General features: G+C 72.0%; 10 protein-coding genes. 2 read left to right on the top strand and 8 right to left on the bottom strand.

All coding sequences use genetic code 11. The features are described from left to right. Positions 1–4: 4 nt before the first annotated feature. Together ACZ7P3_RS04875 and ACZ7P3_RS04870 are read left to right on the top strand one after the other, a co-directional pair. Positions 5–11,398, top strand: a complete 11,394-nt coding sequence (locus ACZ7P3_RS04875; RefSeq protein WP_472078991.1) for a type I polyketide synthase — start codon at positions 5–7, stop codon at positions 11,396–11,398. Between the two features lie 205 nt (positions 11,399–11,603). Continuing rightward, positions 11,604–12,362: a thioesterase II family protein gene (locus ACZ7P3_RS04870; protein WP_472078990.1), complete on the top strand. Its 759-nt coding sequence runs from the start codon at positions 11,604–11,606 to the stop codon at positions 12,360–12,362. A 220-nt stretch (positions 12,363–12,582) separates the two neighbouring features. On the opposite strand, the gene ACZ7P3_RS04865 is transcribed toward ACZ7P3_RS04870, so the two are convergent. From ACZ7P3_RS04865 to ACZ7P3_RS04830, 8 genes are all read right to left on the bottom strand, one after another. Continuing rightward, a complete protein-coding gene (locus ACZ7P3_RS04865; RefSeq protein WP_472078989.1) occupies positions 12,583–12,876 on the bottom strand; it encodes a Dabb family protein in 294 nt (97 codons plus the stop codon). A 132-nt stretch (positions 12,877–13,008) separates the two neighbouring features. Next, the gene (locus tag ACZ7P3_RS04860) at positions 13,009–13,302 is read right to left on the bottom strand and encodes a chorismate mutase (protein WP_472078988.1); all 294 of its coding nucleotides are present in this window, start codon (positions 13,300–13,302) and stop codon (positions 13,009–13,011) included. A 47-nt stretch (positions 13,303–13,349) separates the two neighbouring features. After that, positions 13,350–14,570 carry an aminotransferase class I/II-fold pyridoxal phosphate-dependent enzyme gene (locus ACZ7P3_RS04855; RefSeq protein WP_472078987.1) on the bottom strand — a complete coding sequence of 407 codons (1,221 nt, stop codon included), beginning with the start codon at positions 14,568–14,570 and terminating at the stop codon, positions 13,350–13,352. Continuing rightward, positions 14,567–15,862 carry an MFS transporter gene (locus ACZ7P3_RS04850; protein WP_472078986.1) on the bottom strand — a complete coding sequence of 432 codons (1,296 nt, stop codon included), beginning with the start codon at positions 15,860–15,862 and terminating at the stop codon, positions 14,567–14,569. The genes ACZ7P3_RS04855 and ACZ7P3_RS04850 overlap by 4 nt, the downstream gene beginning before the upstream one ends. Positions 15,863–15,902: 40 nt before the next feature. After that, positions 15,903–16,676, bottom strand: a complete 774-nt coding sequence (locus ACZ7P3_RS04845) for an SDR family NAD(P)-dependent oxidoreductase (protein ID WP_472078985.1) — start codon at positions 16,674–16,676, stop codon at positions 15,903–15,905. Next, positions 16,667–17,428 (bottom strand): SDR family oxidoreductase, encoded by a 762-nt coding sequence (locus ACZ7P3_RS04840; RefSeq protein WP_472078984.1) that lies wholly within the window; start codon positions 17,426–17,428, stop codon positions 16,667–16,669. Before ACZ7P3_RS04840 ends, ACZ7P3_RS04845 begins: the two co-directional genes overlap by 10 nt. Continuing rightward, entirely contained in the window at positions 17,428–18,129 is a 702-nt protein-coding gene (locus tag ACZ7P3_RS04835) for a cupin domain-containing protein (protein ID WP_472078983.1), read from the bottom strand. Before ACZ7P3_RS04835 ends, ACZ7P3_RS04840 begins: the two co-directional genes overlap by 1 nt. Further along, on the bottom strand, positions 18,126–18,740 hold the full coding sequence (locus ACZ7P3_RS04830) for a type 2 periplasmic-binding domain-containing protein (RefSeq protein ID WP_472078982.1): 615 nt from the start codon (positions 18,738–18,740) through the stop codon (positions 18,126–18,128). Before ACZ7P3_RS04830 ends, ACZ7P3_RS04835 begins: the two co-directional genes overlap by 4 nt. Between the last annotated feature and the right edge of the window lie 418 nt (positions 18,741–19,158).

Raw genomic sequence — 19,158 nt, 5'->3', positions numbered from 1 at the left:
AAGCATGGAAAACGAGGACAAGCTCCGGTACTTCCTCAAGCGGGTCACCGCCGACCTGCGCGAGACACGTCAGCGGTTGCGCGAGGTCGAGGAGGGCGAACAGGAGCCGGTCGCGATCATCGGCATGAGCTGCCGCTATCCCGGCGGCGTACGCTCCCCCGAGGACCTGTGGGAGCTGGTCGCCGGCGGCCGCGACGGCGTGACGGCGTTCCCCACCGACCGGGGCTGGGGCGATGTCGCCCTGTCCGACCCCGAGGACCCCGACCGCGTCTTCCGCACCGAGGGCGGATTCCTGCACGACGCCGCCGAGTTCGACCCCGGCCTGTTCGGGATATCGCCGCGCGAGGCGCTCGCGATGGACCCGCAGCAGCGGCTGCTGCTCGAAACCTCCTGGGAGGCGTTCGAGCGGGCCGGGATCGACGCGTCGACGCTGCGCGGCAGCAGGACGGGCGTGTTCGCGGGCGTCATGTACCACGACTACACATCGCGGCTGCGGTCGGTGCCGGAGGGCGTCGAGGGCTTCCTCGGCACCGGCGGCTTCGGCAGCGTCGCCTCCGGCCGCGTGTCGTACACGTTCGCCTTGGAGGGCCCGGCCGTCACGGTCGACACGGCCTGCTCGTCCTCCCTGGTCACGCTGCACCTGGCGGCCCAGGCGCTGCGGTCGGGCGAGTGCACGCTCGCCCTCGCGGGCGGCGTCACCGTGATGGCGACCCCGGACACCTTCATCGGCTTCAGCAAGCAGCGCGGCCTCGCCGCGGACGGCCGGTGCAAGTCCTTCGCCGACAGCGCCGACGGCACCGGCTGGGGCGAGGGCGCCGGCATGCTGCTCCTGGAGCGGCTGTCCGACGCCCGCCGCCACGGGCACCCGGTCCTCGCGGTCCTGCGCGGCTCGGCCGTGAACCAGGACGGCGCGTCCAACGGCCTGACCGCGCCCAACGGCCCCTCGCAGCAGCGTGTGATCCGGCAGGCCCTGGACAGCGCCGGACTGACCGCGGCCCAGGTCGACATGGTCGAGGCGCACGGCACCGGGACGACCCTCGGCGATCCGATCGAGGCCCAGGCGCTGCTCGCCACCTACGGCCGGGACCGCACCGGCGAGCCGCTGTGGCTGGGGTCGGTGAAGTCCAACATCGGCCACACCCAGGCGGCCGCCGGCGCCGCGGGCGTCATCAAGATGGTCATGGCGATGCGGCACGGTGTGCTGCCGCCGACCCTGCACGTGGACGAGCGCTCCCGGCACGTCGACTGGGCGGCGGGCGCCGTGGAACTGCTGACCGAGGCGCGGCCGTGGCCCGAGACGAGCCGGCCGCGCAGGACGGCGGTGTCGTCGTTCGGCATCAGCGGCACCAACGCCCACGTCGTCCTCGAACAGGCCCCGGCCGAGGGCGCCGAGGACGCCGGGACCATCGACGGCGAGCCCGTCGACCCCGTCCTCGCCGACGCGGTGCCTTGGGTGCTGTCCGGCAACGACCCCGCCGCGCTGCGCGAGCGCGCCGCCGCCCTCCTCTCCCGCCTGGACGGCCGGGGCGCACCGGCCGAGGGCCGCAACGCGTCGGCCGTGGACGTCGGCTACTCGCTCGCCGTGACCAGGACCGCGCTGGAACACCGGGCCGCCGTCGTCGGCGCGGACCGCGCGGAACTGCTGCACGGCCTGCAGGCCCTGGCCGCGGGCGGCGAGGCACCGAACCTGGTCCGCGGCACGGTGGGCAGCCGCGGCAAGCTCGCCTTCCTGTTCAGCGGACAGGGCAGCCAGCACATCGGCATGGGGCGCGAACTGTACGGGGAGTTCCCCGTGTTCGCCGAGGCCCTGGACGAGGTCTGCGCCCACCTGGACCCGCACCTGGACCGGCCGCTCGCGGACGTGGTCTTCGCCGGGCCCGGCACCGGGGCCGCCGCCCTGCTCGACCTGACCACCTACACCCAGCCCGCGCTGTTCGCGATCGAGGTGGCCCTGTTCCGCCTCGTCACGGCGTGGGGCCTGACCCCGCAGTTCCTCGCGGGCCACTCCATCGGCGAACTGGCGGCCGCCCATGTCTCGGGCGTCTTCTCCCTCGCCGACGCCTGCGCGCTGGTCGCCGCCCGCGGCAGGCTCATGGGGGCGCTGCCCGAGGGCGGGGCGATGCTGTCGCTGCGCGCGGACGAGGACACCGTGCGCCGTCTGATCGCCGAGCACGGCGGCACGGTGGACGTCGCGGCCGTCAACGGCCCCGAGTCCACGGTGGTCGCGGGCGACACCGACGCGGTCGCCGCCCTCGACGGCGCCTGGCGGGAACAGGGCGGCAAGACCCGCTACCTGCGGGTCAGCCACGCGTTCCACTCCCCGCACGTGGACGCCGTCCTGGCGGACTTCCGCGCCGTCGCCCGCACCGTCACCTACGGGACGCCCGCCATCCCCGTCGTGTCCACGCTGACCGGCACCGTGCTCTCCCCGGAGCAGGCGCGCGACCCGGAGCACTGGGTGCGCCACGTCCGCGAGGCCGTGCGGTTCCTCGACGGCATGCGGTGCCTGCGCGGCCAGGGCGTCACGAACTTCCTGGAGCTGGGCCCCGACGCGGTGCTGACCGCGGCGGGCGGCGACTGCGTCGACGAGGGCGCGTTCCTGGTGGCCGCGGCACGCGCGAACCGGCCCGAGGGCACCGCGCTCACCTCGGCCGTCGCGGCCCTGCACACGCGGGGCGTCACCCTCGACTGGCGGTCCGTGTTCGCGGGACGCGGCGCCCGCCGCGTCGATCTGCCCACGTACCCGTTCCAGCGCACCAGGTTCTGGCTGGACGCGGGCGCTCATCCCGGCGACGTGGCCTCGGTCGGCCTGCGGCCCGCCGACCACCCGCTGCTGGGCGCCGCGGTCACCCTCGCCGACGAGGAGGGCGCCCTGCTCACCGGCAGGCTCGCCCTGGCCACCCACCCGTGGCTGGCCGACCACACCGTCGATGGTGTGGTCCTGGTGCCCGGTGCCGCCTTCGTGGAGCTCGCGGTCAGGGCCGGCGACCAGGTGGGACTCGACCACGTCGAGGAACTGACGCTGGCCGCGCCCCTGGTCCTGCCGGAGGACGGCGCGGTGCGGCTCCAGGTGTCCGTCGGGGCACCGGACGAGTCGGGGCGCCGGACGCTGAACTGCTACGCGCGCGCCGACGACGCGCCCGACGACGAGCCGTGGACGCGGCACGCCTTCGGCACGCTCGCGACGGCCGACGACGACCCGGCCGCCCCGGCCACCGCCGGTGAGGCCTGGCCGCCCGCGGGCGCCGAGCGGATCGACGTCGAGGGCCGCTACGACGACCTCGCCGCGGCGGGACTCGGCTACGGGCCCGCGTTCCGCGGACTGCGCGCGGCCTGGCGGCGGGGCGACGAGGTGTTCGTCGAGGTGGAGCTGCCCGACCAGGACACCGCGGGCTCCTTCGCGCTGCACCCCGCGCTCCTCGACTCCGCGCTGCACGCCATCGGCCTCGGCGGCTTCGTCGCCGACGCGGAGCGGCTGCACCTGCCGTACTCCTGGCGCGGGGTGCGCCTGCACAGCAGCGGCGCGACCGTGCTGCGCGGGCGGCTGTCCCCGGCCGGCGCCTCGGGTGTCGCGCTCGCCCTGAGTGACGGCACGGGCGCTCCCGTCGCCACGGTAGAGGCCCTGTCCCTGCGGCCCCTGACGCCGGATGCGCTGAGCGGCGACGGGCTGGACTCGCTGTTCCGCGTCGACTGGGCGCGGGTCAGGCCCGCCCCCTCCAGCACGGCCCGCTGGGCGGTCCTCGGAGACGGTCTCGACCCTGCACAGACAACCGAACCGCCGCACTCGTACCCGGACTTGGCCGCACTGGCGGAGGACGGGGTCCCGGACCTGGTGTTCGCCCCCGTCCCCGCCTCCGCGGGCCCCGCGGAGGCGACCCACTGGGCGCTGGCGCTGCTGCAGGGCTGGCTCGCCGACGAGCGGTTCGGCTCGGCACGGCTGGTGCTCGTCACCTCCGGCGCGGTGGCCGCGGGCCCCGACGAGGACGTCCCCGACCTGACCGCCGCGCCCGTGTGGGGCCTGGTCCGCGCGGCGCAGGGCGAACACCCCGGCCGGTTCGTCCTCGTCGACGTCGACCAGCCGGCCGCGCTTCCCGCGCTCCCCGGTGCCGTCGGGACCGGCGAGCCCCAACTGGCCCTGCGCGCGGGGGAACTGCGCGCCCCGAGGCTGGTGCGGGCCCGTCCCGCCGGGACGGAGGGGCCGGGCTTCGGCGACGGCGCGGTGCTGGTGACCGGCGCGAGCGGCACGCTCGGTGGTCTGGTCGCCCGGCACCTCGTCGAGCGGCACGGGGTGCGGCGGCTGGTCCTGGCCAGCAGGCGCGGCCAAGTGGGCTCGCTGTACGACGAGCTGACGGGCCTGGGTGCCGAGGTCGCCGTGGCCGCCTGTGACGTCGCCGACCGCGAGGCGATGGCCGAACTGCTCGACGCACACCCCGTCACGGCCGTCGTGCACGCGGCGGGCGTCCTGGACGACGGGGTCGTCGAGTCGCTGACCCCCGAGCGGATCGACACCGTGTTCCGCCCGAAGGCCGACGCCGCCCGCAACCTCCACGAGCTGACCCGCGACCCCGGCCTGTCCGCCTTCGTGCTGTTCTCCTCGGCCGCCGGTACGTTCGGCAATCCCGGCCAGGGCAACTACGCGGCGGCCAACGCCTACCTCGACGCTCTCGCCTGCCACCGCCGCGCCCAGGGCCTGCCCGCGACCTCGCTGGCCTGGGGCCTGTGGGCGGACGGCAGCGGCATGACCGGCGACCTGGCCGGGACCGACCGCGGGCGCCTCACCCGGGCCGGTGTCACCGCGCTGTCCGCCGAGGAGGGCCTGCGCCTTTTCGACGCCTCCCTCGCACTCCCGTCCGCCGTACCCATGCGGCTCGATCTGGCGCCGCTGCGGGCGCGCCCCGAGACCGTCCCCGCGCTGCTGCGCGCGCTCGTGCGCACGGCACGCCCCGAAGCCGCCAAGGCCGACGGAGGACTGGCGGCACGGATCGCGGCGCTGCCCGAGGACGAGCGCCTGCCCGCCCTGCTCGACCTCGTCCGCACGTCCGTCGCCGCCGTGCTCGGCCACGGCTCCGCCGCCGAGGTGGAACCGGAGCGCGCCTTCGGCGACCTCGGTTTCGACTCGCTCACCGCGGTCGAACTGCGCAACCGGCTCGACACCGCCACCGGCCTGCGCCTGCCCGCCACACTGGTCTTCGACCACCCGACGCCCCTGGTCCTCGCGGACCACCTGCACGCCACGCTGCTCGGCGGCGCACAGGCACGCACGGAGACCCTCCGCACGGCGGCCGCCGACGACGAGCCGATCGCCATCGTCGGCATGAGCTGCCGCTACCCCGGCGGGGTGAGCTCGCCGGAGGACCTGTGGCGCCTGGTCGCCGAGGGCCGGGACGCGGTGTCCGAATTCCCGGACAACCGGGGCTGGGACGTCGAGGCGCTCTACGACCCCGACCCCGAACAGACCGGCACCAGCAGCGTCCGGCAAGGCGGCTTCCTCCACGACGCCGCCGAGTTCGACCCGGTGTTCTTCGGCATGTCGCCGCGCGAGGCGATGGCGGTCGACCCCCAGCAGCGGCTGCTCCTCGAAACGGCCTGGGAGGCGATGGAGCGCGCCGGAATCGACCCGAAGTCCCTGCGGGGCAGCGCGACCGGCGTGTTCGCGGGCGTGATGTACAACGACTACGCCTCCCGGCTCCGACGCGCCCCGGAAGGCTTCGAGGGCCAGCTCGGCCTCGGCAGCTCGGGCAGCGTCGCCTCCGGCCGGGTGTCGTACGTGTTCGGCCTCGAAGGCCCCGCGATGACCGTGGACACCGCGTGCTCCTCGTCGCTGGTGGCACTGCACCTCGCGGCGCAGGCACTGCGCTCGGGCGAGTGCTCGCTCGCGCTCGCGGGCGGTGTGACGGTGATGTCCAGCCCCGCGACGTTCGTGGAGTTCAGCAGGCAGCGGGGCCTGGCCCCCGACGGCCGCTGCAAGGCCTTCTCCGCCGAGGCCGACGGCACCGGCTGGGGCGAGGGCGTCGGCATGCTCGTACTGGAGCGGCTGTCGGACGCGCGGCGCAACGGCCACCAGGTGCTGGCGGTCGTGCGGGGTTCGGCGGTCAACCAGGACGGCGCGTCGAACGGTCTGACGGCGCCCAACGGCCCCTCGCAGCAGCGGGTGATCCGGCAGGCCCTCGCGAACGCGGGTCTGGCGCCGGCCGACGTGGACGCGGTCGAGGCGCACGGCACCGGCACGACCCTCGGCGACCCGATCGAGGCCCAGGCGCTGCTCGCCACCTACGGCCAGGACCGCACCGGCGAGCCGCTCTGGCTCGGCTCGCTGAAGTCGAACGTCGGCCACACTCAGGCCGCGGCCGGTGTCGGCGGCGTGATCAAGATGGTGATGGCCCTGCGGCACGGTGCGCTGCCGCCGACCCTGCACGTCTCCGAGCGCTCCCCGCACGTGGACTGGTCGGCGGGCGCGGTCGACGTGCTGACGCAGGTGCGGCCGTGGCCGGAGACCGGCCGTCTGCGACGGGCGGGCGTGTCCTCGTTCGGTGTGAGCGGCACGAACGCTCACACCATCATCGAACAGGCCGCGGAGGCAGAGGAGTTCGCGCCCGCGGCGGCGTCCGCGGCGTCCGCGCCGTCCGCGCCGTCCGCGCCGCCCGCGGTGTCCGCGGTGTCCGCGCCCGCCGACGGTGTCGTGCCGTGGGTGCTCTCGGGCAGGAACGCTCAGGCGCTGCGGGACCAGGCGGCCCGGCTGAGCGAGCACATCGCGGGTGAGCCGGAGACCGACGTGCACGACGTCGCCTACTCCTTGGTGACCACGAGGTCGGCCTTCGACCACAGGGCGGTCGTCCTGGGCGACGACCGCGCGGCACTGCTGCAGGGGCTCACGGCACTGGCCGAGGGGCAGCCGTACCCCGGCCTGGTCACGGGGACCCCCGCCGCGGGTGGTGTGGGATTCCTGTTCTCGGGTCAGGGTTCGCAGTGGCTCGGCATGGGTCGTGAACTGGCGGACCGTTTCCCGGTGTTCGCCGAGGCGCTGGACGAGGTGCTGGGGCTGCTGGCTCCTGACGTCCGTGGGGTGCTGTTCGGTGAGGATGCCGAGGCCCTGAATGAGACGGGGGCGACGCAGCCCGCGCTGTTCGCGGTCGAGGTCGCGCTGTTCCGGCTGTTGGAGTCCTGGGGCATTCGTCCCGACGTACTGGCCGGTCATTCGATCGGTGAGCTGGCCGCCGCGCACGTGTCCGGTGTGTGGTCGCTGGCCGATGCGGTGAAGGTGGTGTCGGCCCGTGCGGGGCTGATGCAGGCGCTGCCCGGGGGCGGCGCAATGGTGGCGATCCGGGCGACGGAGGCCGAGGTCGCCTCGGACCTGCCGGAGACGGTGGGCATCGCGGCGGTGAACGGTCCGTCGTCGGTCGTCGTCTCCGGTGCCGCCGCCGATGCGGAGGCTGTCGGCGAGCGGTGGCGTGCGGAGGGCCGGAAGGTGACCCGGCTGCGCGTCAGCCACGCCTTCCACTCCCCGCTCATGGACCCGATGCTGGATGACTTCCGCCGCGTGCTGGAAGGAGTGTCGTACGACGCCCCCGGGATCCCGATCGTGTCGACGCTGACCGGCGCGCGAGCCACCCTCGAAGAGGTGACGTCACCGTCGTACTGGGTGCGGCACGTGCGTGAGCCGGTGCGGTTCGCCGACGCCGTGAGCACCTTGCGGGACCAGGGCGTTGCCACGTTCGTCGAGGTCGGTCCCGGCGGGACGCTGTCGGCACTCGGCCTGGAATCCGCGCCCGATGCCGGGTTCGTACCGGTACTGCGGGCCGATCGCCCGGAAGAGCCCGCGCTGATGTCCGCGGTGGCCCAGCTGTGCACCCGGGGCGTGCGGCTGGACTGGGAGGCGTTCTTCGCCGGACGTGGCGCGCGGCGCGTGGGCCTGCCGACGTACGCGTTCCAGCACAGGCGCTACTGGCTCGACGCTCCCCGCGACCTGAGCTTCGACGAAGCGGCCGGGGGCCTCGGCCTGGCGGGCGCGGGCCACCCGCTGCTCGGCGCCGCCGTGGACCTCGCCGACGGACAGGGCCTCGTGTGCACCGGCAGGCTCGGCACGGACACCCACCCGTGGCTCGCGGACCACACCGTCGGAGGGACGGTCCTGCTGCCCGGCACGGCCTTCGCGGAGATCGCGCTCGCCGCGGGCGACAGGCTCGGCCTGGACGAGGTGGAAGAGCTGACGCTGGCCGCGCCGCTGGTGCTGCCCGGACGCGGCGGCGTACGCCTGCGGGTGACGGTCGGCGGTGACGACGGTTCCGGCCGCCGCACGCTGAGCATCGACTCCAGCCCGGACGAACCGGCCGCCGGCACCGACTGGACCCGGCACACCACCGGCTTCCTCACCACCGGAGCCCCCGCCGACCCGGCCGCGCTCACCCAGTGGCCGCCCGCGGGAGCCGAACCCGTCGACATCGACGGCCTCTACGACGGACTGGAGGAGGCCGGGTTCGGGTACGGGCCCGCCTTCCAGGGCCTTCGTGCGGCGTGGCGCGGCGACGACGCCGTGTACGCCGAGATCGCACTCGACGAGGACCAGCACCGGGACGCCGCGTCGTTCGGACTGCACCCGGCGCTCCTGGACGCCGCGCTGCACGCCTGCATGCTCGGCGGCCTCGTCGAGGACACCGGCCGGCCCCGGCTGCCGTTCTCCTGGAGCGGCATCCGATGGCACGCCACCGGTGCCACCACGGCGCGGGTCCGGCTCACACCGGCCGGACCCGACGCCGTCACCCTGGAACTGGCCGACGCGCAGGGGCACCCCCTGGCGACGGTCGCATCCCTGGTGCTGCGGCCGATCGCCGCGGACCAGTGGGGTGCGCGCCACCGCGATGCGCTGTTCCGGCTGGAGTGGGTGGCCGCGCCGACCCGTGCGGCCACCCCCGCTCCCGCCCGCGGTTGCGCAGTCGTCGGCCCGGACGACCTGAAGGCCGCCGCGGGCCTCGCCGCGTCCGGCGTGACCGTCGCCGAGCACCGGGACCTCGCGTCCCTCGCCGAGGCCGGAGTACCCGATCTGGTCGTCGTCCCGTGCGCCGCGGACGGCCCGGAGCCGGTCTCCGCCGCCCGCGCCGCCGCGCTGCGCGCGCTGCGGCTGGCCCAGGAGTGGCTGGCCGACGACCGGTTCCCCGACTCCCGCCTCGTCTTCGTGACGCGCGGGGCCGTCGCGACCGGGCCGGACGAGGACGTGCCCGACGTCGCCGCCGCGGCGGTGTGGGGCCTGATCCGGTCCGCCCAGTCCGAGAACCCCGACCGGTTCGCGCTGGTGGACGTGGACGCGCACGACGCGTCCTGGGCGGTGCTGCCCGCCGTCCTCACCGGTACCGAGGCCGGTGCCGAGCCCCAGCTGGCGGTGCGCGCCGGTGACGTGCTGGTGCCGCGCCTGGCACGGCCCGCACCGTCCGCGGCCGAGTCCCCGATCACGTTCGCGCACGGCGGCACCGTCCTCGTGACCGGAGCCACCGGCATGATCGGCGGCCTCGTCACCCGGCACCTCGTGACCGAGTACGGCGTACGGCACCTCCTGCTGGCCAGCCGCAGCGGCGCCGCCGCGCCCGGAGCAGACGAACTCCGCGCCGGACTCGCCGGCCTCGGCGCCCACGTCACGCTCGCCGCCTGCGACGTCACCGACCCCGCGGCGCTCGCGGAGCTGCTGGCCGCGGTGCCCTCGGAGCACCCGCTGACCGGCGTGGTGCACTCGGCGGGCGTGCTGGACGACGGCGTGATCGGCTCGCTGACGGCGGAGCGGTTCGACACCGTGTTCCGGCCGAAGGCCGACGCGGCGTGGCAGCTGCACGAGCTGACCCGTGACCTCGGCCTGTCGGCGTTCGTCCTGTTCTCCTCCGTGTCGGGCATCCTGGGCGGCCCCGGCCAGGGCAACTACGCGGCGGCCAACGCGTTCCTCGACGCGCTCGCCCACCACCGCAGGGCGGCCGGTCTGCCCGCGACCTCGCTGGCCTGGGGCCTGTGGGAGACGGCCGGCGCGATGACCGGCACACTGGCGGACACCGACGTGGCCCGCATGTCCCGCTCCGGTGTCGCGGCCTTGACCCAGGAGCAGGGCCTCGCACTGTTCGACCTCGGGTGCGCGGCCGGTGACGCGGTCGTGGTGCCGATGCGCCTCGACGCCGGCGCGCTGCGCGCCGATCCCGACGCGGTGCCCCCGCTGCTGCGCGGCCTCGTACGCACCCGGGCCGCCCGGGCGGCGGCCGACGCGAGCGCGGAGCCGCTGACGCGCCGCCTGGCCGGGCTGACGGAGGAGGAACAGGAGCGGGAACTGCTCCGGCTCGTCCGGGACCGGACGGCGGCCGTGCTCGGCTACACCCCGGACGACATCGACGTCTCCGGCGCCCTGACCCAGCTCGGCCTCGACTCCCTGACCGCGCTGCAACTGCGCAACCAGCTCGCCGGCGCGACCGGGCTGCGCCTGCCCACCACCGTCGTGTTCGACCAGCCGACCGGACCGGCGCTCGCCGCGTACCTGCGGCGCGAGCTCGCCGCGGATGTCGCGGGCACCGCTCCCGCCGCGCCCGCGTCCCTGGCGGTCGAGGACACGCTCACCGGCCTGTACCGGCAGGCGAGCGACCTCGGACTGTACGAGGAGGGGTGGCAGCTGGTGATGACGGCCGCGCGGGTGCGGCCGGTGTTCGAGGCGCCGCACGAGGCGCCCGCCCTGCCGGCGGTCACGCTGGCGACCGGGCCGGGAACCCCGCTGCTGTGCTTCCCGCCGATGATGGCACCCTCCGGCCCGCACTACTTCGGCCGCTTCGCTCCCCTGTTCGCGGGCGAGCGGGACGTGACCGTGCTGCCCCACCCCGGCTTCGCGCCGGGGGAGCCGCTGCCCGCGAACCGGGAGGCGATCGTCCGCCTCCAGGCCGAGGCCGTCCGACGGCGGGCGGGCGAGGGTCCGTTCGTGCTCCTCGGCTACTCCTCGGGCGGATGGATGGTCAACGCGGTCGCCGCCCTGCTCGAAAGGCAGGGCACCGCACCGGCGGCGGTGGTGCTCATCGACACCTACACCGCGACGAACTCGTTCGAGGCCCGTCTGGAGGCGGCACTGAAGAAGCGCGGTTCCACCAGTGAGGCGTTCGAGCTGCTGACCGGCGCGCAGCTGACCGGTCAGGGCGGCTACGTCCGTGTGTTCGACGACTGGAAGCCCGACCCGATCGAGGCGCCGACGCTCTATGTGCACGCCACCTTCCCGCCGGGGGAGTCGACGGCGCTGGAGACCGAGGACCGCTGGCAGCCGGAGTGGCCGTATCCGCACGAGGACGCCGACGTCCCCGGAGACCACTTCACGATCATGGAGGACCACTCCGAGGCGACGGCGCTCGCCGTGCGGGACTGGCTGCGCGACAGCAAGGACGACAACCTCTGACCTCTCCGCGCCCGACCCCTCGGAGCCTGACCTCAGCGAACCGACCTGTCCGGGTCCGACCCCTCGGAGCCTGACCTCAGTGAACCGACCTGTCCGGGTCCGACCTGTCCGGGTCCGGTCTCTTCGAGCCCGACCTCTCCGAGCCCGACCTTTCCGAGCCCGATCCTTCCGATGACGAGAACGACAGCAGAACGGACGATGCGACATGACAGTTGCCGACGGCAGTGACCTCTGGCTCCGCCGGTTCCACCCCGAGCCGAACGCCCCGGCCCGGCTGGTGTGCTTCCCGCACGCCGGCGGATCCGCGAGCTTCTACTTCCCCGTCTCGGCCGCGCTCCAGAGCGACAGCGAGGTGGCGATCCTCCAGTACCCCGGCCGCCAGGACCGGCGCAACGAGCCGCCCGTGGACGACATCGGCCGGCTGGCCGACCTGATCACGCCCTTGACGGCGCCGCTCTTCGACCGGCCCGTCGTGTTCTTCGGGCACAGCATGGGAGCGGTCGTCGCGTTCGAGGTCGCGCGGCGGCTCCAGGGCCGTGGCCACATACCCGCGACCCTCTTCGTCTCCGGCCGGCGCGCGCCGTCGACGCACCGCGTGGAGAAAGTCCACCAGCGGGACGACGACGGGCTCATGGCCGACGTGAAGGCCCTGAGCGGCACCGACACCCAGGTGCTCGGCGACGAGGAGATCCTGCGGATGGTGCTGCCCGCCATCCGCAGCGACTACCGGGCCATCGAGACGTACGGCCCCGAGGACGGCACCGTCGACTGCCCGGTCACCGCACTGATAGGCGACGAGGACCCGAAGTCCACGGTCGAGGAAGCCGGCGCGTGGCGGGCCCACACGACGGCCGCGTTCCGCCTCCAGGTGTTCGGCGGGGGCCACTTCTTCATCAGCTCCCGCGCGGCGGAGGTGACCGGGGTGCTGCGCGAGGGGCTGCGCGGCGCCGTCGCCGTCGGCTGACCATGGGAAAGCGGGGGTCGGACGAGGAAGCCGTCCGGCTCCCGCTTCGCCGTGCGCGGCCGGCCCTTCACGACGCGACGCGAGGGCGCCGGCCTCCGGGGGCCCTCAGCCTCCTGGAAGCCGGTGCGCGACACAGGCCGGGCAGGAGGTGGGCGCGAGGCGTCTGCAGGGACTCGCAGTCCGGCTCGGCCGTGCACCACCAGAACCCAGCGGGGCGTTCCTACTCCTCCACGTCGACCACGACCCAGTCGCTGATCTCCCGCCACTGGGTGATCGCGTCCTGGTGGAAGGGGTGGACGAGGTACCTCTCGACCGCTTCCATGTCCTCGAGGAGTCCGTCGACCAGGAAGTCGTACGCGATGGCCCGGGTCGAAACGTTGCGCCCGTAGCGCCACTCCTTGAGTTCGGGTACCTCGTCGCCGACCCTGGCCGTGGTGCGTTCCGCGTCCAGGACACGCGGATGGCTCCAGTCGAATCCGGGCTTGAATTTGAAGAGTACGACGTGGCGTATCACAGTGGTTCTCCTGTAGGCCTCGCTGTGCGAGGACGCTGGGTGGTACGGGGCATCACCGCGGGGGCCGGCGCCGCCTTCGTCCGGCGCGGCGCCAACGGTGTCAGCGGTGTTCCGGAGGTGCGAGCCGGACCGTCACCCGGTCGCGGCCGGCACCGAATCCGCCGTGGGACCGGCGCCCCGGCAGAGTTTGAGAATGTTCATCGCGATCGGCGTGCCCGTCGTGCCGAGTCCGTCCTGGTACCGGCCGAGGACTTCCGCCTCCCGGGCCAGTACCGTGCGCGGGCCGCCCGCGCTGATGCGGTTCCTCTGTATGCGCGCCGATACGAGGGCTCGCTGCCCGAGCAACTCGATGATGCGCGCGTCGAGACCGTCGATCTCCCGACGGTCCCCTGCGATGGCGTCCTTGGTCTCGATGGCGTTGTCCATGGTCGGGATCCCCTTCTGCGTCGTTCACATGTACTGGGACAGGTCGTCTATCGGCCGGGGGAGGAGGGGGCGAGCGCCGGCGGCGACGGTGATTGCCCCTCGCCCGTCTTCCGGAAGTCGGCGAGCCGGCGGACGGCCTCTCCGAGCCGGTCCTCGGGCGCCAGGAGACTCACCCGTACGTATCCCTCGCCGTGCTCTCCGAACCAACGGCCGGGTGCCACGGCCACCTTGGCCTTCTGAAGCAGCTCGTCGGCGAACGCGACAGAACTTCCCGCACCGGGTATCGGCAGCCAGGCGAAGATCGTCCGTGGCACGTCGACCTGCCATCCGGCGTCCCTCAGCCCGGCGACGAAGCCGTCCCGTCGGCGTTCATAGATGCCCGACAGCTCCTGGACGCACTCCTGGGGGCCGGTCAGCGCCGTGACGGCGGCCCTCTGGATGAACGGCGGGAGCGAGACGTAGTAGTGCTCCTGGATCAGGTTGATCGCCGCGATGACGTCGCGGTTGCCCACGACGGCACCGATCCGCCATCCCGCCATGTTGAACATCTTGGACAGCGAGATGAACTCGACACCGACGTCCTTGGCACCGGCCGCCCGCAGGAACGACACCGGAACCTCACCGCCCAGGGTCAGCCCCCCGTAGGCGAAGTCGGACGCCACGATGACGTCATGTGCCGCGGCGAACCGTACGGTGCGCTCGTAGAACTCCAGCGGCGCCGTCACCGAGGTCGGATTGTTCGGGTAGTTCAGGAACATCAGCTTGGCCGCGTCGCGGACGGCCGGGTCGAGGGCGTCGTAGTCCGGAAGGAAACCGTTCTCCCGCAGGAGCGGCAGAGGATGCATGTGCGCCCTGGCCAGCACCACACCCGCCCAGTAGTCCGGGAACGCGGGGTCAGGCATCAGGCAGACATCACCCGGGTTCAGGAAGCACTGGCTGATCTCCACCAGGCCGGCCTTCGCACCGAACAGGATCGCGACCTCGGTCTCGGGGTCCAGGTGAACCCTGTGGTGCGCCGCGTACCACTCGGCGACGGCGACCTTGAGTTCGAGCATGCCGGAGAACGCGGGGTACCGGTGTGTGGCGGGGTCGAGCACCTCCTGGCGCAGGGCCTCGACGATGTGCGGCGGTGTGGGGAGGTCGGGGTTTCCCTGGCACAGGTTGACCACGTCCTCGCCGGCCGCGACGAGCTCGGCAATGCTGCCCACGGTCGTGGCGAACGAACTCCGGGGCAGGTCCTGGAGCCTGCGCGCGAATTCGGTCTTCACTCTCCGGCCCCTTTCGTCTCAAGGGTGGTCTCAAGGGCGCGAGCCGGAGCGCCGCCGCCCGTCGTGCGCTCCGCGCCCCGCCGGTGTGCCCAGCCGCTGAGCACGAAGGCGACGAGGGTGATGCCGGCGCAGACCCAGCCCACGGTGGAGAACCCGTACTCCGTGAACAGCGGGCCGAGCAGCGCGGCGCCCAGGGCCACCGCGAGGTTGGTCGCGAGGCTGTAGAAGGCGAGGACGGTCCCCCGGTACTGCTGGGAGGATTCGCTGAGGAGCGTGCTGAGCAGCGTGACGACCAGGCTCTGCATCGCGCCCCAGAGGAACAGGCAGATCACCAGCAGGGGTGTCCACCGGGCCACCAGCGGGATGGCCACGAGGGCCGGGACCAGGCCGCCCAGCAGGGAGACGAGAACGCGCTCCTTGCCGAGTCGGTCGGCCCACTTGCCGGTGACGAAGCTCGTCGCGAACCCGAGACCGTACAGAAGGATCATGACGCCGGTCATGGAACTTCCATCGCCGAACCGATACTGCATGGCACTGCCGAGGAAGGTGTACATGCCGTAGAAGCCCAGCATGTTCAGGAAGGTCGCCAGCAGGTACAGACCCACCTTCGGCGCCAGGAACGCCCTGGCCGCAGACCGGACCCACTGGTCCGAGGAGACCGGGGCGGCGTCCTTCGCCGGCTCGGCGGCCCCGTCACCGGCAGATCCCGTGCCGGTCCCGGTGATCAGCAGCACGCCGGCGACGAAGACGCCCAGGGCCGAGAGCAACCCGAAGGTCCAGCGCCAGCCCGCCCATTGCCCGATGAACGACCCCATGGGCACACCGAGCACGAGCGAGACGGACCAACTGGACACCAGGATGCCCATGGCCCTGGCGCGGTGCTGGTAGGGGATGTGGTCACCGACGAAGGCGTAGGCGGTCGGCACGAACGCTCCCGTGGCCAGGCCGGCCAGCGCCCTTCCGGTGAAGAACACCCCCGGCCCGCCGGCGAACGCGCACATCACGGTGCCCACGACGAACGCGGCCATACCGATCGTCAGGCTGAGGCGGCGCGAGAAACGGTCGCCGAGCGGGGCGAAGAGCAGGGCGCCGATCGCCGTGCTGATGCCGTAGGTGCTGACCGACAGTGCCATCACGGCCACCGTCGTGTCGAACGACCTGGCCACGTCGACGAGCAGCGGGGAAACCACAAGTTCTTCCGAGCCGACGGCGAAGATTCCCGCCATCAGTGCGAGAACCGCCAGCACGGGGAATCCCCCCGCGCTCTTCTCGCCGCTCCATCGGTCCGACACTCCAACCAACCCTTCTTTGCGGTGACTCTGGGCAGAACGGCTAGATCGCCGTGTACCCGCCGTCCACGGTGAGCGCGGCACCGGTGATGAACGACGACTTGTCCGAGGCGAGGAACAGGATCGCGTTCGCCACGTCCTCGGGCGTGCCGAGACGTCCGATCGGATTCAGCTTCGCCTTCTCCTCCTTGACCGACGCGTCGTGGCCGATGGACGTGTCGGTCATGGGGGTGTCGATGATGCTGGGACAGACGCAGTTCGCCCGGATGTTGAACCGCGCGTAGTCGACGGCGAGCGACTTCGTCAGCATCATCACGCCGCCCTTGGTGGCGTTGTACGCGGCGATGCCGGGCCATGCGACGAGCCCGCTGACCGAGCAGACGTTCACGATGGCGCCCTTCGTCGCCTCGACCATGTGACGCAGGGCGTGCTTCGAGCACAGGAACATGCTCTTCAGGTTGGTGTCGACGAGCTTGTCCCACTCCTGCTCGGACATCTCGTGCAGGGGTGTCGAGATCTCGATTCCCGCGTTGTTGACCAGGACGTCGAGCCGGCCGAAGGTCTCGGTGGCCGCGCCGATGAGGTTCTCGCAGTCCGCCTCCACGGTGAGGTCGGTCCTGACGAAGACGGCCTCCAGGCCCTCGCTCTTCATGCCGTCGACGACGGCACTGCCGAGCTGCTCGTCGATGTCGGCGACGACGACCCGCGCGCCCTGCCGGGCGAACTCGGTCGCGGTCTGCTTCCCGATGCCGGAGGCGGCACCGGTGACCACGACCACACAATCCTTGAACACGACCTCGTTCTCCCCTATACGCATGTCAGTTGTCCACCGTCGACGGATATTTGCTGCCCGGTGAGATAGGACGCTTCTTCCGATGCCAGGAAACCGATGAGGGCAGCGACTTCTTCGGACTTTCCCGGTCTGGCCATGGGGATGGCCTGCTGCAAGCGGCCCTCCGCCTCGGACCGGGATATTCCACCGGCCCGGCTCATATGCTCCACGGCACGGTCGTAGCGCTGGGTCCGGATCGTTCCGGGGTGTACGCAGTTCACCGTCACGTTGTGCCGGGCGTACTGACCCGCCAGATACTTGCTTGCGTTCGACACGGCCGCGTTGACCAGACCCGAGAGGAACATGCCGGGGGCCGGTTCCTTGCCGATGTTTCCGACGATGTTGACGATCCGCCCGAATTCATTGCGCACCATCACCGGAGCCACGGATTTGATCAGATCCAGGTACGGGACGAGTTTCTGCTCCATCGCGGAGGTCACGTCGCCGGCCTCCACGCTGTCGAAGGATCCCGGTGCCGGACCGGGCGCGTTGTTGACGAGCACGTCGATTCTGCCGAATCGCCGTTCGACGTGATCGACCAGTTCTCTGCGGAACGCCTCCGACGTGATGTCGCCGGCCCATACATGGGCATCCTGCCCGCCGGACGCCTCCGCGACCTCCTCCAGCGCGCTCCTCGAACGCGCGGAGAGGACCGTCACATGCCCTTTGGCGCGCAGGTGAAGGGCGGTTGCGCGCCCGATTCCGTGGCTGGCACCCAGGACCACCGCTACGCGCATCAGGCTGTTTCCTGCTCCTCTTCCTGCTTCGGCACACGGTGGTACCGGGGCGGGATGAAGATGTTGAGGGAGCGCGCCACCCCGGCGTTGGGGTTCTCCGCGCTGTGTCCCTCCTGGCTGGCGCAGAAATAAGTGCCGCCGAACTGCAGCTCGTGGCTCGTTTCCTCGACGGTCATCTCGTAGCGGCCCTCGAGGCATATACCGATCTGCTCGTGGGAGTGCTTGTGGTAGGGCATCTGACCGCCGCCGGGAATGTCGGCGATCATCAGCTCGATCCAGTCGGCCAGGAAGAACGTGACGTCCATCTTCACGAACTTGCGGGATTCGAGCGGCTCCAGGAAGTATCCGTCCGGCGCGGGGTACTTCTCGCCCGTTTTGCCCCGCGTGACCGTGAGCAGGACGGTCTCCTCCGCGGTGGCGTTCACCGCCGACAGGGCGACGTGGGGCGGGACGACGTAGACATCGTGCTCGGGGCGCATCGCCTTCGTCACCTCCCCGACCGTCACGGAGAGTTCGCCGCGGACGATCATGCCGACCTGCGCCTTTTCCAGGTCGCGGCTCGTCACGACGGCACCGGGCGGAATGAAGGAGAGCCGGACCTCGGTGTCGTCACGCCGGTAGGACTCGAAGCGGATCCCGTCGTCGTGGCGCACCACGTCCGGAGCCGGGAAGTACGGTCGCTCATGGGTCTGCGCGGTCACTTCTTCACCTTTCGCGAGAAAACGGTCCACGTCATGGGGATGTGCGAGAACCTGTAGACGAACTTCAGGTTGTGCTCCACCACCGCCTGCTCGTTGGTGATGGCGATGGTGTACCGCCCTTCGGCGACGTCGCGGGCGGCCTGACTCGTCGAGGTCGCCGTGGCGATCTGGACAGGGCGGCCGAAATGGTATTGCAGGAGCGGAACCGGCGCCGGGTGCGAGACGACGGTCTCACTGAAGAGCATCTCTTCGTCGAATTCGACGTCGGGTCGCACGGCCAGCCCGTACTCGGGCGTGTTGCCGCGAAACACGATCGCCGGCTCCAGGAGCGGGTTCATGTAGAAGGCGTTGATCTTTGGATAGGCGTGGGCGACCAGCGCGAGGTCGACCTGCCCGTCGGCGAGAGCGTCCATGCATCGTTCGTACGTGTTCTCCAGGACGATGCGAAAGGAATCCCGGTCGCCGAGGCTGCGCACCATCGATTCGGCAATGTATTCGCTACTCGTCCCTTTTGGGCCCAACGTGCCCAGCTTCACCGATCTTGCCGGGTCGACGGGTACGAGCGCATCGAACGCTCGTCTTTCGCTATCGGGTATCCGCACTATTTCCATGCTTGACTCCTCTCCGGTATCACCTTGATGAGCACCTTTTCTGGGAATGCCGAAGGGTCGCGTGGGCGACATCGCCGCGCGCCAGGCCGTGGACTGCTGTGTGAAAAGTCGGTGACGGCGACCCGTATCGTGTCGCGCCATTGCGCACCCAGGGCTCGTCCTAAGGGGAAGTCCGGCAGCGCGCAATCCCTTGAGGTTCCCCATCGATCACGTGCCGGTTTAAGTGTGAGATGAACATACCTGGCTTGATCATGGCCTTCAAGGCGTTCTTGATCTTGGCTGAAAACACTTCGTCCCGGGCTCGCGTGAGGCCTTCCTGACGCTTCGCCGAGGAAAGTTACACTCGCGTTTCCAGTGGATGACGTTTCTTCGCGGCGGCCCGCCCGGCCGGGCCGGACTAGCCCTGCGGACTCTATTG

It is taken from the genome of Streptomyces sp. NPDC107581 (genome assembly GCF_055657175.1).
Note: the sequence above shows the minus strand (reverse complement) of the source record. Positions and strands in the feature narration are given on the sequence as shown.

Bases quoted from the DNA above. Each gene is read 5' to 3' on its own strand.
- ACZ7P3_RS04875 (WP_472078991.1), top strand. From the start codon at position 5: ATGGAAAACGAGGACAAGCTCCGGTACTTCCTCAAGCGGGTCACCGCC.
- ACZ7P3_RS04870 (WP_472078990.1), top strand. From the start codon at position 11,604: ATGACAGTTGCCGACGGCAGTGACCTCTGGCTCCGCCGGTTCCACCCC.
- ACZ7P3_RS04860 (WP_472078988.1), bottom strand. From the start codon at position 13,302: ATGGACAACGCCATCGAGACCAAGGACGCCATCGCAGGGGACCGTCGG.
- ACZ7P3_RS04845 (WP_472078985.1), bottom strand. From the start codon at position 16,676: ATGCGTATAGGGGAGAACGAGGTCGTGTTCAAGGATTGTGTGGTCGTG.
- ACZ7P3_RS04840 (WP_472078984.1), bottom strand. From the start codon at position 17,428: ATGCGCGTAGCGGTGGTCCTGGGTGCCAGCCACGGAATCGGGCGCGCA.
- ACZ7P3_RS04830 (WP_472078982.1), bottom strand. From the start codon at position 18,740: ATGGAAATAGTGCGGATACCCGATAGCGAAAGACGAGCGTTCGATGCG.